Raw genomic sequence first — 17743 nt, 5'->3', positions numbered from 1 at the left:
TCTAAATCTACACCTATTATACTGCCCACTTTTCAGCAATACAAATGTGCAAACGCAGATTATCGCTCATGGCTGACACATTTTCTTTCGGACTGTTCCTCTCTCTGTTCTGGCTCGGTATCCATAACGGAAGTATCTTTTTCATCCAGATTAAGCTCGATGTTGAGGGCATTGAGCCGTTCCATCTTTTCTTTCAGCTCCTCTTCAAAGGCAAAGGGCTTTAATACTTCGGTCTTTGCGTTGGCAAGCTGCTCTAAGGTTTCCGCCTTTCTGGTCTTGGCGGCTTCCAGTCTGGCAGGGAACTTCGCAAGCTCGTTCTCTATTCGGGTCAGGTTTCCCAGAGCGTCAGAGCCTAACTCTACCTTGTGCTTTGCCGTTCCGCAAAGATTAAGGCAGTAATGCGTGTTCAAGGTATCATAATAAACCTCCATCTTAAAGCCCCGATAGCTGCCGATTTCCACGGGATTAGCAAGGGGATTTTCCTTACAGACGGCAAGGAGCATTTCGCCTGCATCCGATTTTTCCTTATAGGTCACGCCCTTTATGGTCATGGGGCAGAACTTTTCCTCGCCCTGCGGTTTATGCTGCTCGACAAGGGCGGCGTCTCTTTCATATCCTGCGATGCGTTCTTCAAACTCTTTAATGGTCTGGGGAAAGTATTTCAGTATCCTGTCCTCAAGGTCATAATGCTCGGACAGATAGCTCTGCTTCAATACTTTCAGCTTCGCCACCTGCATATCCAAGTCCATTTTTTCCTTAAATCGCTCGTCGCCTGTGGCAAGCATCTTGACCTCCGCAAAGGAGAGAGCCACTTCGTCTACGTCCTCGGCGGAACGTACGGGGCTTTTGCTCGTCATTATCTGGCTGATAAATTTCTGCTTGCTCTCCACCAACTGATAGAGGTATGCGTCAAAGGTCTGCTCCGTCACATAGCGGTAAACCTCCACCTCTGGGAACATATTCCCTTGCCTTTCCAGACGACCTTGGCGTTGTTCCAAATCCGAAGGTCGCCACGGGCAATCGAGGTTGTGGATGGCAATGAGCCTGTCCTGCACATTTGTACCTGCCCCCATTTTCTGAGTAGAGCCTAAGAGGATACGCACCTCGCCGCTTCGTACCTTTGCGAAAAGCTCTTTTTTCTGTGCGTCGGTATTCGCTTCGTGGATAAACCGCACCTGTTCGGCGGGAACGCCACGGGCAATGAGCTTCTCCCGTATATCGTCATAGACATTGAAAGTGCCGTCATTCTTCGGGGTGGAAAGGTCGCAGAAAATGAGCTGTGCCGCCTTTGTGTCGGCGTGTTCCTCCCAGATATGATACACATTTTCGATGCAGGCATTGACCTTGCTGTCTGGGTCGTCTGGCAGCATCGGGTCTATCATCCTCTGGTCGAGGGCAAGTTTCCGTCCGTCGTTGGTTACTTTAAGCATATTGTCAACCTGCGGTTCGACAAGCCTTGCCCTTATTTTCTCTGCCCGCTTCGCAAGGAAAGCTACCATTTCACTCTGGATTTCGCTCGGCTTGGTCTTGATGTTGTGGTAATTGACTTTCGGAACGGGGAGTTTCAGCATATCGGCGGTCTGAATATCCGCCACCTCCCGAAACATCTGCATCAGCTCTGGCAGGTTATGGAACTTGGCAAACCTCGTCTTGGCTCGGTAATTCGTGCCTTCAGGTGCTAATTCCAGAGCCGTAACCGTTTCGCCAAAGGTGGACGCCCAGCTGTCAAAATGCTGCAAACCGTTCCTCGCAAGGGCGTCATACTGCAAATACCTCTGGACGGAGTACATCTCCACCATTGAGTTACTGATAGGCGTACCCGTTGCAAAAATCGTGCCACGGCTGCCCGTGATTTCGTCCAGATAGCGGCATTTCATAAAGAGGTCGCTCGATTTCTGTGCTTCGGTCTGGGCGATGCCGCCCACATTCCGCATCTTCGTATAAAGATACAAATTCTTATAAAAATGGCTCTCGTCAATGAAAAGCCTGTCAACGCCGAGCTGCTCAAAGTCAATGACCGTATCCTTCCGCTTGGTATCGTTGAGTTTTTTGAGCTTGGCTTCGATGCCTTTCCTCGTTTTCATAAGCTGCTTGACCGTGAACTGCTCGCCGTGGGATTTCTGCACCTCGTCAATGCCCATCTCTATATCGTCAAGCTGTTTCTGGAGCTGCTCACGCTGCCGTTCCACGCTCATCTGGATTTTCTCAAACTGGGAGTGCCCGATAATGACCGCATCGTAATCGCCTGTGGCAATCCTGCCGCAGAACTTTTTTCGGTTGGAGATTTCAAAATCCTGCTTGGTAGTCACAAGGATATTGGCACTTGGATAGAGCCGCAGGTACTCGGAAGCCCATTGCCCCACAAGGTGGTTGGGTACGACAAACATGGATTTCTGGCACAAGCCTAACCGCTTGCTCTCCTGTGCGGCAGCGACCATTTCAAAGGTCTTGCCTGCCCCTACCTTGTGGGCAAGGAGCGTATTGCCGCCATAAAGGATATGGGCGATAGCATTGACTTGGTGCGGTCTTAGCGTAATCTCTGGGGAAATGCCGCCGAAAGTGATATGACGCCCGTCATACTCACGGGGTCGCTTGCTGTTAAAGGTGTCATTGTAGTACCGCACAAGTCGGTTTCGCCGTTCTGGGTCTTTCCAAATCCAATCTTGGAACGCCTGCTTGATGACCTCCTGTTTCGCCTGTGCCGCCATCGTTTCTTTCTGGTTGAATACGGCTTTTTTGTTGCCGTCCTCATAAATATAATCAAAGATACGGGTATCCTTTAGGTTTAAGGTGTCCTCAATAATACGGTAGGCGGAAGCCCTCTTTGTACCGTAGGTGCTTTCCGCCTTGACATTTCCAAAATCGGAACTCTTATTCTCAATAAACCAGTCGCCGTTGTACGGGGTGTATCGCACTCGGATACGCCCTGCGGCATGGCTTGACGGCGTTAGAAGCTCCATGACAAACCGCTGTATATCGGTTTCTGGTATCCAAGTCGTACCCAGACGGACGGAGATTTCCGCCGCACTCAAATCCTTCGGGATGACCTGCTTTAGAGCTTCCACATTTAAGGTAAGGGCAGGGTCGAACTTCGCCGCTATCTCCACCACTTTCAGCTTTTCCCGCACATCGCCCGACAGATATTCGTCTGCCGTCACATATTTTGCAGGCTCAGTATTTGGCACACGGAAGATGACGCCCCTTAATTCCTCTGCGATTTCCTCCTGCGGCTTACCTGTGAGCTGTGCCATATAATCAAGGTCAACACGGGCTTTTTCTCCGATAGATAATGCCAACGCTTCGCTCGCCGTTTCCACGGAAGTGATTGCCCTGTGGGGCTTTATCGTCCGTTTGGAGAACATATCCGCCTTGCGTTTGAAGTTCCCCTCATCATCAAGCACTTCGAGGGAGCATAAAAGGAAGTAGCTTTCATCGGCGGCAAAGGCAAGGTAATTCCCTCGGTTGTTGATAAGCCCGTACTTTGCGGTAAAGGCATCGTACAGGCGATTTAGGTTTTCCTGCTCCGTGCGTATCAGCTCATCGGGGCAGTCGTTGGTCTGGTAATCAATCAGCTTCCTCACGCAATCCCTGATTTCAAGCAGCCCTTTCACACGGTTTGCCGCCGTCATGGACAGCTTGGCGGGGGTCATGCGGTCATTCTCACGGAAGTAAACCTGACCGCCCACAAGGGTATAAGAGAAGTTCCGCACATCGGGGTCGGCGGGGATGGAGTTGTCCTGCTCATCGGAGATTTCGTCAATCTCGGCTTCATAATCGGGTATCTCGCCGTCTATCCTCTGCATCGCTTCATGGAGAAGCTCGGAAAGGGGTCTGTCCTTATCTGCTTTGCAGGCAGCTTCCAACTTCCCGAAGCGGGTACTTTCGTTTACCATCCGTCCAAGCACCATTTCGGGATGCTCTACAAAGTAGCTGTTCATCGTGACGCCGTTCTCGTCCGTGTCAAGGTAAATCCAGTCTGGCTCGACATCTATCACTCGGTCACGCTTCTGCAAAATCAGAATATCGCTCGTGACCTCCGTGCCTGCGTTGGCTCGGAAAGTGTTGTCGGGAAGCCTGACCGCCCCTAAAAGCTCGGCTCTTTGGGCGATATATTTCCGCACTTCGGGGCTTGCCTTATCCATCGTTCCTTTGGAAGTGACGAACATCACAACGCCGCCCGTGCGTACCTTATCCAGAGCCTTTGCGAAAAAGTAATCGTGAATGAGGAATTTCTGGGCGTTGTAGCGGCTGTCGTCCACCTTAAACTCGCCAAACGGCACATTGCCAAGCACCACATCAAAATGGTTGTCGGGCAGCTTCGTGTCCTCAAATCCCTCTATGGCGATGTTCGCTTTCTGGTAGAGCTGCCTTGCAATCCCTCCCGTCAATGGGTCGATTTCCACGCCGTGTAGCTTCGAGCCTGCCATTGCTTCAGGGAGAAGCCCGAAGAAATTGCCTGTGCCGCAGGACGGCTCCAAGATGCTGCCCTGCGTAAAGCCCAGACGGTCAAGGGCTTCGTACATCGCCTTAATGACAACGGGCGGCGTATAGAACGCCGTCAGGGTAGACTCTTTCGCCGCACGGTATTCCTCTGGGGAGAGGCTTGCGTACAGCTCCGTAAATTCATTTGCCCACGCTGCGTTGTTCTCGTCAAACGCCATTGACAGACCGCCCCAACCGACATACTTTGAGAGGGTTTCCTGTTCTTCGGGCGTGGCAAGGCGGTTTTCAAGCTGAAGCTCATGCAGAAGGTTGACCGCAGCCATGTTGCCTCTGAATTTTTCTTTTGCACCGCCAACGCCAAGTGCATCATCGGTAATGCGGTAGTTGCGGCGGTCAGCAGAGAGGGCGGGCGTGTCTGCTTTTCCTTTTTCGGGCTGTATTTCTGGCTCGCCAGTCCGTATCGTCTGGATGACAATATCATAGGGCAGACCGTTTTCCACGGCAGGGTATTCCGCCACGGTTTCGGTTATCGGCTCTGAGGGAGCGTCTGTTTTTTCTTCGGACGGTAATTCTGGCTGCTGTTCCAAGAGCCTGCGGATATAGCCGATTTTCTCCACTCGGTTAATCGGGAAGCCGACATTGTTCTGAAAAGTAATATCCCGCAGGGAAACATCGCCGCCGATTTCGCTGATACTCTCAATAAGGTAGCTGCGGTTGTCAATCGTGAGCTTCCTTCCGATAAGGTCGGCGTTGTCCTGCCTTGTGGCTTCACGCTCGGCTTCTTTTTCCGCAACGGCTTTCCTGACTGCCAAAAGCCCTGCTTCGGCTTCCACCTCGGTTGGATAAGTCAGCACCTTGCCGTAATCATCGGCATAATATTCGTCATAGATGTTATCCCAGATGGCAAAGGCATCTTCGGGGTCGGCAAAAGCGTCCGAGGTCATAATAACTTCAAAGCGTTCCTCTGGCGGCTCGGCTTCCTGCTCGGCGGCTTCTTTTTCGTCAGGTACAAACCACTCATTCTCAAAGGACATAATCTCTGCAAGGAGCTTCTCGTCCTCTGGGGTCAGCTCGGTATGCTGCATAAGAAATGGTATGAACACATCACGCCCGAAACGCAGGCTTTCCATCTTTTCCTGATAGAAGTCCTCGCCCTGTCGTTTCCATTCTGCGATATAAGGGCAGTTCGGGGAAAAGCAGTAATCATAATAATTCCTGATATGGGCAATCAAATCGCCCTCGCCGTCGCCTATATCAAACCGCCCCTCGTAGGTGTGTTCCTCGCCGCCGATGACCGCCGTAATGGTAAAATCGGTCTTATGATACCAACCGACATGATTATCCTCGTTTTCCCGTTCCCGATGCTGTTTCTCGTCCAGAACGCCAAGAAGCCTGTTTCCAAGAGCGAAGCTCAAATCCGTGTAGCGGTCATTAAGCTCCCTGTCATAAAAGGCAGGGTGTTCAGAGAAGCCAATGGAGAGCGTGACGCCATCTGCCCGTTTTTCGGGTGGTATCTCTGTTTTCTGGATTTCGGTAACGATGACCTTTAAGTGGTCGTTGGCAGGATTTTCCCTTAACCTTTCCTCAAAGTCTGTCCTGCTGTATTCCTTGCCGAACAGGGGAAACTCTACATTTCGCAGGGATACGGCGTTTTCATTAAAAGCGGAGATTTCGTATTTATCCGCCCCGATATACACCACATCATCCTCGTGAAAAAGGTAATGGATAGGGTGCAGTTCCATAAGCTCCTGCGAAAAACGCCACGCATTGCTGCGGCTGTAAACATCGCTTGTTTTGTCCTGTATGGATTTCAGGAAGTCTGCAAGCTGCTGTACGGCGGCAGGGTCTGCAAGCTCCGTTTCCATCTGCTCTGCGGTCATATCGGCAAAATCAGTACGCCCAACCTCGGAAAGCAAGCCTTTCTCATAGCCGTCCAAGTCACGGATAAAATCAGAGAGCCGCAGGGAGAGAGTATCCCGCTTGTCGGCAGGCTGCATCTCCCTGTGGGCTTCGATAAACCTCTGGCGTGATAACTTCCTCTGTGTGTCGATTTCATACTGCGGGGCAGAGATGCCCTCCAGAAAATCAGCATAATGGTCTTTCTCTTTGGCGTTCAGATAGCGGTCATTCTTAATCAGCTCCCGCAGGCGTTTTTCTACCTTAGACCAGCTAAGCCGCAGGTCTGGATTGGTATATGAGCCATGCTTTTCAATACCGATGCCTTTCCCATCGTGCCATTCGCCGCCCCTTGTGCCGTCTGGATAGTCGTGCGTACCTCCGCCTGTTCCGTATTCGTTTTTGAGGAAAGCGATATTGCTTTTGCTGTCCTCATTCTTCTGAAATTGTCGGTAGATACGGTATTTTCCGTCCTGAAAACCGCTTCTCCTTGTAAGGACGGAGTCAATATCCTCCTGAGAAACGGCAAAAGCAGAGGATTTTTCGTCCTCTGCTTGCGTCATCATTTCTATCTGTTCTTCTACGGTTGGGAGATTGGCGGCAACTTCCTCCTCATTGGCAACGCTTTCCGTAGAAAGCTCATTGTCGGTTAGTTGTAAATCAGTTCGCTGAGGATTACTTCCTCCGCTTGGCTGCGGATGTTGTTCATAAGCCCCAACCACTGCATCGGAGCTTTCTCCTTCAGCTCCTCCGTCACGCCCTGCTCGGATGCGAGCTGCTTCGCCAGAAACTCCAACCTCTGTAACGCCGCCTGCTCCGTCTGATGCAGGTAGCTGTTCAGCCCGCCCGTCGCCAAGAGGTTGAGGTAAGTTACCCGTTTGTGCTTCTCCAGATAATCCCTGTGCATCATAGCGTACCTGCCAAGCGGAAGTTCTGGCTCTGTCGGTAATGTGAGGTCGGGAATAAGGTAATCCCCCTGTTTGGTGTAAGTGATTTCGCTCATTGTATTCGCTCCTTTCGGGTTGTGTCCTGCCTATATCATACGGATTTGCCTGCGGCTGTGCAAAGGTGCGGTTTTGTGCTTTCTCCGCCATTTGCACATTTCGGATGGAGAGGGAGATTTCCCTTAGAGCCATCTCCGCAATGTCGCTTGTGGCAATGCCGATGGCGTTCAAGGTCTGCGGCGTATTAAAATTCGTTATATCCGCAAAATCCTCACGCTCAAAATATTCCCCCGTATCTATCCCGCATCGGCTCATCAGCATATACGCCACGCTGTTTACGGCAAGCCCTTTGTAGATTACTTCGATATTATAATCGTCAAGCTCCTCCAAAAAACTGTCCTTTACATAGCCTTTAAGCTGTGCGGTATAGTCCTGTAGGTTATCCTCCACGGCGTTTCTCGCCGTTTCCATCAGCACCTCGGCAAGCCTGCCGCTTTCCACCTCGCCAAACCTGTCGGAGAGCCTTTCGGTAACTGCCTGCTCGTATCGCTCATCCATCTGCCATATCGGGACGGGGCGGCTGCCGTAATAGCCTTCGTGGGTATCCGATACATCAAAATAGTATTTGAGGGTGTTCCTGCGTCCTTTCGTGTCAAAGACGGCAATGCCCCTGCTGTCCTTGTTTACCCAACGCTTAAACTGTTTATTCCAAGTTTCCATCTTCGCCACGGCGATAGCGTCGGGGCGTTGGGCGAAGATAAGGAGCTGCTCGTCAAAGCGGCACTTATAGTTGCGGCAGGCAGAGGACAAAAAGTTTTGCCACGCCTGCGGGTTTCGTGTGACCGTCTTGCCTGTACGCCGATACAGCTCCGTGATTAGCTGATATTTCGCAGCCATGTGTGATGCACCTCCTTTTTCCTGTGCCTGCCCATATCTTTAAGCAGGCGTAAAACTGATTTGGTTTCGTTCCATGCGTTCCGCAAAGTCCGTAAGGGCGTAGGAAACGCCGTCAATCTCTGCGTGGTCTTTATCCTGATAACGGCAGATTGCATAGTTTTCATCGCCATTTCCATAAGCGAGCTTTATCATGCCGCCGTCTGGAATGGTAAACAGGGCGTTGCCCTGACTATCGGTAAAACAGATGTTATTCTCCCTTTTCACGCTGCACCTCCGCCAGAAAAGAAACGACCTTGTTCGCTTTAATGCTCTTTTGCAGGTCGTTGATAAGGGCAATCTCCGCCACCGTAATGCCCTGCATGGAGAGAATGTCGTCCATCGTCATAGCGGCGATAGATTTTTCATCGGTAAAGCCTGCGTCCAAAACCTTATTGATGACCTTGACCGCTTTCTGGTTGACTGCCATATCAAAAATCCTCCTTATCGTTCATGGTCTTTGTGCTTCGGCTGTAAAGAGGGCAGCCTGCCGCCGTTCATCTCTTTGACCTGTTGGACATATTCCTTTTCCTTGTCCTCGAAAATCTCATAGAAGAAATCGGCAAAGCCCTCGCCGTCCTTTCTCTCTGGTACATCGTCAATACAATCGCACCATTGGCGGCAGGCTTCCTCCAGTACCATGTCAAAAACCGCTTTCTTTTCCCTGCTTTTCGCTATATCCTGAATATCCATTGTCACATCTCTCCTTATCGTTCATAATCTTTGTGCTTCGCCGCTTTCTGGGGCGGCTCTGTCGGCTTTGGCTCATAGGTCGCCCCGTTTTTCTCCATACGCTCGGCAAACTCGCAGATATGGTAGAGGTTGTTGCCGATTTCCGTATGATACTCATCAATGAAGCGGCAGGAATACTCCATCTTTTCTTTCCATGCGGTAGTAACGATGATTTTGCCGCCGTCTGGGATGCGGAACAGCTCTTTATAATGCGGGTCGATAAAACGGATGCCCTGCTCGGCTCTGCCGATATGCCTGTCAAGCCATTCCTTCACATAGCAGTAACAGTAGAAGTTATAATCGCCCCTTGTAGGGTTGCATCGAAACAGGAAAGCGTGTTTTTCCGTATCAGCTCGAAAACCGTACTCCACGCAGTAGCTCCCCTGAAAAGCACTCACGGGATAACGCCTTGCAAACGCCCGCATATCATAGCGGTTGTGCAAAAGCCCTTTGTCCTCCCGCAATTCATTGATAACCTCGTCAAGTCCTGCCTTAAATTCATCCGTTTTCCATTGCTCTCTGGTATCAAACCAAGTGGTATAAAAGCCATATCCAGAGTCGGCAAAATCGCCACGCAGATGCCCAATGTTGCCCGTCTGCCCCTCAAGCTGCATACTCTGGGAATAGGTGTATTTCTGTTCTTCGGGCAGTAAAGGTCGTATCTCCATCAGCTTTCCTCCTGTCTTTTTTGCTTTTTCTCTCTCTGCTCATCCAAAATCTTTCGGATACACACATCGCAGAAAATAACATGACCGCACTTATATCGGGGATAAGGGCAGGTCATACAGTCATATTTCTTATTCTCTTTATCGCTCACGGTCATCACCGCTTTTCTGCTTCGGGGCAGGGGGATTGTTATAAGGCATACTTCGTTCCTCATTGTACCGTTCACTCAGGCTTTCCCTCGCCGCCGACAGCTCGTTGCAGTAGCAGCCCCAGTAATAATTGTCGCCGCCCTTACAGTACCAACAAACATAAGGGTTGGGGGCTTTAGGGTTGTAACCGATGACAAGTTCCGTACTCCCGATAGTACAGCTCTCTATAATTTCATAGCCCTGATTGGAGCGTTTCTCATTTTCCATAAGCACCTCTCATTCTCTGGCGTACTTCCGATACGCCTTTTCGCCTGTCGCCCGAAGTTTTTGCACAGGGCGGCTTCCCGCCAGTTCTGGGTATTTCGCCTGCAACTTGCGGCGTGTCCTGCTGACGCTCTCAAAGCTCGGCAAACCGAGGTATTTATGCTGTGTCATTATTTCCGCAAGGGGCATCGCCCCCGCATCCTTCAGGCACACATTGCAGAGGGCAAGGTACAGCACCATATCGTCATTTCGGGCATCCTCATTCTTTTCCAGAATGGCTCGGACTTTCTTTTCAATGGTTTTTAAGTTTCGCATATCTTCCTCCAGAAATGGAATGGGGCGGCACGTCGTCGCAAACTTCATATCACTCGCTTCGCCGCAAGCGGTAAAGCTCGTTTATTCCGTTGCTCCTCCTTTCCCCACGAAGTCCATATGACTTCGTGGGGTTCCCCGACATAAACCGCCCCCGTTCCTAAGACTTCATGGGTTACTTATTCTTTCTGTTACGGATATTCAGCCAGAGTGCCGCACCGCCGATAAACACGACAAGCACAATGGCGATAATGGTTTTCGCATCCATCCCTTAGTCCTCCTTCTTCTTTTTTCTGCCCTTAAAGGCTGCGACGCCGAGAACGCCTGCACCGAGGACGCAAGCCGCCGCAAGTCCTCCCCAGAGGGCAGGGTTGAAGTCATCGCCTGTTTTCGGGGTGTCACGCAACTCGTTGTGCATCGTGACCGTCACGGTTTCGACCGTCTTGACCGTCGCTTTCTGGTCGGCAGGCAGGATATAACCAGAGGACGCCTTATCGTTTACCTCGGACACGGTATATTCCCCGATACGCAAGCCCTCGATGATGATTTCGCCGTTCTTATCAGTCTTGAATGTCTGGTCGTAACCGTTGTTCCCGATAACTCGGAAAGAGAAGCCCTCCACCTTGCCGTCAGAGGAAGTCTTGACGATTTTAAGAGAGCCTTTCTGTGCTTCGTTTAAGAAGCCCTTGCCCGCTTCATTTTCCACGGTATAGGTCTTGCCGTTTTCCTCAATGGATACGGGGTAAACATTGTCGTCCAAAAGGAAGCCCTCTGGGGCTTTCGTTTCCTTGACAAAATATTTTCCGTAAAGCAAGTCCTTCATCTGGTAAACGCCGCCGTCAAGCTCCGTCATCTTTCCAAGCAGCTCATCGTCCTTGTCCAGTTCGCCGTTGCCGTTGGTGTCGGCGTAAACCTCAAACTCCGCACCTGTGAGCTTGTTATCGGGATAGTCCTTATCCACCTTTGTCAGCTCGATGTTGCCACGGATGCGGTAGTTGACAAGGGAGATTTCCACAACCTCGTCCACCTTGCCGACAGTCACGGCGATTTCTTCCTCGGAGAGTACGAAACCTTTCGGGCTTTCGATTTCACGGACAATCCATGTGCCATACGGTACTTTCTCAAAAGCGAAGCTGCCGTCCTCTGCGGATGTTGCCGTAGCAATGGCATTTTCCTTTGTAAACTCTGTCGTTCCTGTCTTGAAAATGCCTATGACCGCACCGCCAAGGGCGTTCCCGTTCTCATCGGATTTCTTGCCGTTTACTGAGCCGTAGATGATGTCATTGTTGATGGCTTCGCCCTCATTTGCTGTGATGTGGACGGTAGCGGTATCCTGTCCTGCGTATTCAAAGACAACGGGATATTTCGTATCGTCCAGAATATAAGCGGCGTTTGTGCTGATTTCCTGCACATAGTAACTGCCCATCGGCAGGTCACTGATTGCCTTGCCGTGACCGCTTTCGTCAAGGGAAATGACCTCAAGCAGACCGTCAGCAGGGATGACCGTACCATCAGCGGCGGTGAGTTCCTCGGCGGCATACAAGCCGAAGGTCACATCAAAGATTTCGCCGTTTGTGCCGACGCCGTATTTCTCGTCTGTTGCAAGGCTCTTTACAAGGTCGATTTCCACTTTCTGACGCTCGTTTACAAAGCCTGTGGCGGTTTCGGTGACAGCCACTTCCTGACCTGCATACACAAGCTCGACGGAGTGGGTTTCCTCATTCAGCACCATGCCATACGGGGCTGTGATTTCCTTTACTTCGTATTTGCCAAGATACAGCTCTTTGGATTTTGCCATGCCGTCTGCACCTGTGGTAACGGTATCTACCACCTCGCCCTTAGAAGCACGGAGCGTACCGTCCAGAGTAACAATATCCTCGGCGGCGGTAATCTCATAGACCGCACCTTCCAGACCGCTGACGGAGAAAATCGGCTGATACAAGCCCTTGTCGCCTGCCACGGTGGAGAACACCTCGCCTGACTTCTCCACGGTAACCGTGCCTTTCTGTGCCATATTGGAGCGTACCACTTCAATGAGCGTAATGCCGCTTTCCTCCTCGGAGTTCTCCTGCACCACATCAAAATAAACAGGCTCGGAGTTTAACACATACCCATACGGAGCCTGCACCTCCACGATGGAGTAGCCCTTACCGTATTCCAAGGTCTGGGGCGTGATAAGCTCGCCGTCCGCCGTGGTGTAAAAGGTGTCAATGGTCGTCACTTCGGGATAAGTGAAAGTCATCGTCACAAGTTCGCCATTCGGGTCGTAAATCTGGAAGCCTGCCCCTGCATATGGGATGGTGTTGCCTGTTTCCGCATCCTTCTTCACGATTTTGATATAGCTCTCGAAGCCCCTGTTGTTGATAAGGTAGCGGTAGGTCTGACCGTCCTTGTTAATGAACACATCAAACGGCTTCATCAGCTCACGCCCCTCCCATCCAGAGGTCTGCTTTACGGTATAGACGCCATACGGCATATCCTTTGTCTGGGCGAAGCCGTTCTCATCGCAGGTGAGAATGTCACGCTCGGTTTCCTTTGCATTTCCATAGCTGCCTGCGGATTTGAGGAACACTTCAAATACCGCACCTTCTTCGGGTGTTTCAATCTGGGTTTCGCCATTGTCGGTATGCTTGATGATGGCGATATTGCCCTTAATGACCTGCTCATTCACATCATTTGCGGCAGAGTTGTACTCAATGGTATAAAGTTCTGGCTCTGCCCCTACATGGTGGATGGTTTCATCGAGCAGATAGCCCTCGGACGGGCTGATTTCACGGACGCTCCAATCGTCACCGCAGATATAATACTTGGTCGTGAACTGTCCGTTTTCATCGGTGGTGTAGGTGTCAATCAGTTCCTCGCCCTTGTAGATGCCATAAACCGCACCTGACAGGGTAGCATCGCCCTGCGGGTTTCCTGTTTCCACATCGGTCTTTGTGACCGTCACATTAAATTTCTTCAGCACATTGTGGAAGCTGCGGTTTGTGACCTTTTTCCATTCAATCGGGGCGGTCTGGTTTTCGGGAACGACATAGCGGATAGCCGTGTCCACTTCCTCAAGCACATACGGGGTATCGCCGCTAATAAGGACATTTTCAAACTTCGCCAGTCCGTTCTTATCGGTTACGGCGTATTCATCCACGGGCAGACCGCTTAACGAAGTGCCGTAGAGGTGGAAAGTCACGCCCTCCACCAGATTGTCCTCGGAAGTCTTAATCACTTCCAGACTGCCACGCTTCAGCATATTGTTGAAATTAACCGTGGTGGTCTTGCCGCCAATCAGCGTTACCGTCTGGCTCTGCTGCGGCTCATAGCGGTCAATGGACTGCTCGGTAATCGTATAAGTGGCAGGGAATAAGCCCTCCACACTAATGTTGCCGTTTTCATCAGTCTTTACGGTCTTATCAAAGCCGTCGCCCTTGATGTGGAAAGAGATGCCCGCCACAACGCCGTCCTCGGAAGTCTTTTTTAAGGCAATCGTGCCTGTAGGCGTTTCGATGTTGATATATGCCTTTACGCTGTCAGCGTTCTCTACGCCTGTTACCAAGTCCTGCAAGTTCGGGTCGCCGTAAGCGATGAGCTTTGCGGAGCTGCTGACTGTCGGCACATTCTTCCTCGTCGCCGTAATACGGACAGGACCGCTAATCGCCTTTTTGGAGCTGATGGTCAGCTTGTTGTCGTCCTTCGATACGGACACATTGGCGTCGGAGCTTGTAAAGGAATAATCAGAGAGAACACCGTTTTTATCAGTCAGCGTGACGCTGTACTTCCCGTCTTTATATGCAAGCTCCTTAGTAATATCGTTTTTACCGCCCGACATGAAACTCGGTATGGTGTTATGCTCGCTCATCAGCGAAACAATCTGGTCGTAAGCCGCCCTTGCCCCGCCGTTCGCATAATTCGAGCCGAAGTGCAGGCTGTAAACCGTTGTGCTTGTCTGCTTATACGAGCCTGTGGCTTCACGGCAGCCCGTAACAAACTCCCACACAAGGGTCTGGGTGGCAAGCCATTTTTCATCATCGCTGCCTGTGAGGTTGCTTCGGTTGCCCTGATAGCCGTAGAGCAGGGCAAGCCCGACAGCTTTTTTCTGGTTGGCGGAGAGGGCGTTCCAAGTTTCCGAGGACGCTTTCGCCAGAGTGTTGCCTGTTTTCAAGGGTACGCCCGGCTGGATACAGAACGCATCCTCGCCGTCCACATACATACGGTACTTGTAATTGCCCGTGCCGCCTGCGGTGTAGCCGCCGATGTTGGCACTTGAATTGTACCGCATGGCGTTCCCGCTGCTGTCATAGGTGTGGGTAAAGCTGATTGTGCCGATGTCGCCTGCGGCAAACGCCGTGGTTGCAGGCAGTACCGACAACGCTGTGACCGCAGCCATCACAAGAGCCGCAGCCTTTTTGAATAGTTTAGGGATTTTCATAAATACCTCCTGTAATTGAGATTAGATTTGCCTGACTGACCGAAAAAAGCTGCCCGCATTGGACAGCTTAAAGTGTTTCTTTTTTCGGATAGTTACTGGCAGTATAGGGGGTGAGGTGTGGAGAGGGGGAACGGCAAAAAAATTTGGCTATCCTCCAAAGGGCAGACCTCGCCCTCGGTGTGTGGCTTACCTTTCGTGAGCCTTGCTTCTCTGTAAATGGCGGTTGTAGAACTCCAAAGCCTTGACAACAAAATCCGCTTCCTTCCCTCTGGGGACTGACCTCGGTATGAGCTTGGTTATCCTCTCGTCCTTGAAAGCAGGCTTTTCTTTCTGGTTGGGCTTTTCCTCCTGCATGATGCTCTGGATAACCTCGTCCGTGAGCTTGCCGTCCTGCATAAACTTTTTCATTTTGATAGCCTGTGCAAGTGACGGCGTGGCGTCGTTATATTCCATAGCTTCAAGCAGGGTGTACTGCTGTCCCTCGGTGAGATAGGAGATTTCCACCGCAGGGCGGAACGCTATCTGGCGGTCATCTACCATTTGCAGGATTTCGGGTACAAGCTCGGTTAGGCGGATAAAGCGGCGTACCTGCTCATGGCTGTCATCGGTTTTTGCCGCTATCTTTTCTCGGCTCGTCAACTTCTGCACCACTGGTGCAGAAGTTAAATCTGTACGCTCACCTTGTCGTTTCATTGCTTCAAGCCGCATCTTATACGCAAAGGCTTTCTCACTCGGCAGGATGGTAGTGCGTTGGAGATTGCTTTCCACCATAACGATAATCGCTTCGTCACGGGTCAGCTCCTTGACCTCGCATTTGAGCTTTTCAAGCCCTGCAAGCTCGCAAGCCTTTTTCCGTCTGTGACCGCTGATAAGCTCATACCGCCCGTCCTCTTTGAGCCGAACAGTAGCAGGCGTCATCACGCCGCTTCGCTTGATACTATCGACAAGCTGCTCCATGTCCTCGTCCATTAAGACCTTGAACGGGTGGTCTGGAAACTCGTCAATCTCCACAAGGGGAATGTCTCTTATCTTGCTTAAGTTGGCTTCCTCACGGCTCTGGTCTGTTTCAAACAGTTCATCGTATGCGGTCAGCTCGATTTTTGGTGCGTTGTTTCTCGCCAAGCTCTGCCACCTCCTTTCCAAACTGCTCATAAGCTGCGGCTACCTTGCCGCCTTTGTCATAGGCAAAAATGCTTTTCCCCTCTGCGGTGGCTTCCACGGCACGGATGGAATGGGGTATCTGGGTATCAAACACCTTGATTTTCTGGCCGTAGGCACTTCTCACCGTGGCAGTGATTTCCTTGGAGATGTTCGTGCGGGGCATTACCATCGTCATAAGGATACCGTCAATCCGCAAAGGGGGATTGATTTGCCGTCTGACTTTCGACACGGAGCGAAGCAACAGCTCTAAGCCTTTGGCAGAAAGATAGTGGGGCTGCGTAGGGATAACCACGCTGTCAGCCGCCGCCAGTGCGTTAATAGTGAGCATACCAAGGCTCGGCATACAGTCTATTAAACAATAGTCGTAGTTTTTCTTGACCTCGTTCACGCAGGTTTTCAGCACACGTTCACGGCTTATGGCGTTAATCAGCCTTACTTCCAAGCCCGACAGCTCAATATTGGACGGTAACAGGTCAACGCCCTCGCCGTGGTGCAGGATACTTTTCTGAACATCTATGGGATTGTCCTCAATGATGTCCTGCATGATGGTGGAGAGCGTGACGGGTAAATCGTCTGGTCTGTTGTAGCCAAGGGACATAGTTAGATTTGCCTGTGCATCAGCATCAATGAGCAGGACTTTCTTGCCCTGCTGTGCCAGACTTACGCCCAGATTGACCGCCGTGGTGGTCTTGCCCACGCCGCCTTTCTGGTTGGTTAAAGCAATCACTTTGCAATTTGACATAGATGCGTCCTCCTTCCTTATAGATTTAGCCACTTTGTCAGGGTGGCTATGTAACCGTACCAGAGAACGCAAAAGGATTAACAACGCAAAAAAGCCGCCTACTCTTAAAATCAATAAGAATAAGCGGCTTCGTGGTAATCTGCCTTAGATATATTCAATTTTCATTCTCTTTGCGGGGGCGTTCATCACTCGGAAGATGAGTTCGTCCACGGGGTCGGTATATCTGCCCTGTCGGATAAGCTGATTTTTCAGCTCCACAAGGCTATGTAACAATAAGCGTCTTTCTTTGCCGTCCAGATACAGGTGGGTTTTCTTTTCTCTCATATACAGCACCGTCCTTTCCTGATGTCATTATATAAGGAAGCGGCAGGATGCTCAAATGTGAAAAAAGCGTACCACTATTTCTAATGATACGCTTCTCTCCTTAGATAACCTCAAAATGCTTCAGAGCATCTTTGATTGCTTCAACCTTTTCTGGCGTTGGATGTTTCCTCGGCTGTTTCAATTCCTCCACCGCATTAGGGGCATCGTACATCGGCAAGCCTAAATCCCGTTTTACCTCTGCGATGTATGCGGTATGTACCTTGAAACCGTATTTTGCTTCTATGTACTCCTTAATCATCTTGTAGGTAACACGCTCTTTCGGCTTATATGCGGCGGCTCTCTTGGCGATATTATCAAGCGGCACTTTGCCTTCTCCCTCGCCAAACTCGACTTTTACATTGATTACGCTGTCAGGTTTTTTGTGGGAAAGCATTACAACCGTTTCCACATGAGGCTTCTGCCAGGACGCTTGGGGATCACAGTAAAAGATCTTTGTTCTGGGGCAGTTGTTAGGCGCGTGCTCCAGCTGATCCGGGTCTTTGAATTCCACACCATTGTCGGTGAGAATCACTGGGAACAAGACACGGAAAGCCTCTAATCCAAGTTTCTCAGTTAGATAATCAAAGACCGCCAAGACACTTTCCTGGGTTCCATCCTTCATAAGGAATACAAGCATAAAGTTGCTGTTTCGGAAGATCATGGTAAGCAGCATCTTTTTACAGCCTCGCGCACTCTTAACCGTATCCATTTCTACTAC

General features: G+C 50.7%; 11 protein-coding genes and 1 pseudogene. All 12 read right to left on the bottom strand.

The window, feature by feature from the left end; genetic code table 11:
- Positions 1 to 59: 59 nt before the first annotated feature.
- Positions 60 to 8180: an LPD25 domain-containing protein gene (locus tag T363_RS0110715; protein WP_031475729.1), complete on the bottom strand. Its 8121-nt coding sequence runs from the start codon at positions 8178 to 8180 to the stop codon at positions 60 to 62.
- 39 nt (positions 8181 to 8219) lie between these two features.
- Complete coding sequence (locus tag T363_RS0110710; protein ID WP_031475727.1) at positions 8220 to 8444, bottom strand: hypothetical protein; 225 nt, start codon at positions 8442 to 8444, stop codon at positions 8220 to 8222.
- The gene (locus T363_RS0110705) at positions 8428 to 8646 is read right to left on the bottom strand and encodes a hypothetical protein (protein WP_031475725.1); all 219 of its coding nucleotides are present in this window, start codon (positions 8644 to 8646) and stop codon (positions 8428 to 8430) included. The genes T363_RS0110710 and T363_RS0110705 overlap by 17 nt, the downstream gene beginning before the upstream one ends.
- A 14-nt stretch (positions 8647 to 8660) precedes the next feature.
- On the bottom strand, positions 8661 to 8909 hold the full coding sequence (locus tag T363_RS0110700; RefSeq protein ID WP_031475723.1) for a hypothetical protein: 249 nt from the start codon (positions 8907 to 8909) through the stop codon (positions 8661 to 8663).
- A 14-nt stretch (positions 8910 to 8923) separates the two neighbouring features.
- Positions 8924 to 9616 (bottom strand): hypothetical protein, encoded by a 693-nt coding sequence (locus T363_RS0110695; protein ID WP_031475721.1) that lies wholly within the window; start codon positions 9614 to 9616, stop codon positions 8924 to 8926.
- A gap of 138 nt (positions 9617 to 9754) precedes the next feature.
- Positions 9755 to 10030, bottom strand: coding sequence for a hypothetical protein (locus tag T363_RS0110685; RefSeq protein WP_031475719.1), 276 nt, complete (start codon positions 10028 to 10030; stop codon positions 9755 to 9757).
- Between the two features lie 9 nt (positions 10031 to 10039).
- On the bottom strand, positions 10040 to 10342 hold the full coding sequence (locus T363_RS0110680; protein ID WP_031475717.1) for a hypothetical protein: 303 nt from the start codon (positions 10340 to 10342) through the stop codon (positions 10040 to 10042).
- A gap of 268 nt (positions 10343 to 10610) precedes the next feature.
- Positions 10611 to 14759, bottom strand: a complete 4149-nt coding sequence (locus T363_RS0110670; protein ID WP_031475715.1) for a SpaA isopeptide-forming pilin-related protein — start codon at positions 14757 to 14759, stop codon at positions 10611 to 10613.
- Positions 14760 to 14945: 186 nt separating this feature from the next.
- A complete protein-coding gene (locus T363_RS0110665) occupies positions 14946 to 15881 on the bottom strand; it encodes a ParB/RepB/Spo0J family partition protein (protein ID WP_031475713.1) in 936 nt (311 codons plus the stop codon).
- A complete protein-coding gene (locus T363_RS0110660) occupies positions 15835 to 16662 on the bottom strand; it encodes a ParA family protein (RefSeq protein ID WP_031475711.1) in 828 nt (275 codons plus the stop codon). Before T363_RS0110660 ends, T363_RS0110665 begins: the two co-directional genes overlap by 47 nt.
- 144 nt (positions 16663 to 16806) lie before the next feature.
- On the bottom strand, positions 16807 to 16986 hold the full coding sequence (locus T363_RS0110655) for a hypothetical protein (protein WP_031475709.1): 180 nt from the start codon (positions 16984 to 16986) through the stop codon (positions 16807 to 16809).
- Positions 16987 to 17086: 100 nt separating this feature from the next.
- Positions 17087 to 17743: pseudogene (locus T363_RS16595) on the bottom strand (hypothetical protein); the annotation flags it as partial.

It is taken from the genome of Agathobaculum desmolans ATCC 43058 (assembly GCF_000701665.1).
Taxonomy (GTDB): Bacteria; Bacillota; Clostridia; order Oscillospirales; family Butyricicoccaceae; genus Agathobaculum; species Agathobaculum desmolans.
Note: the sequence above shows the minus strand (reverse complement) of the source record. Positions and strands in the feature narration are given on the sequence as shown.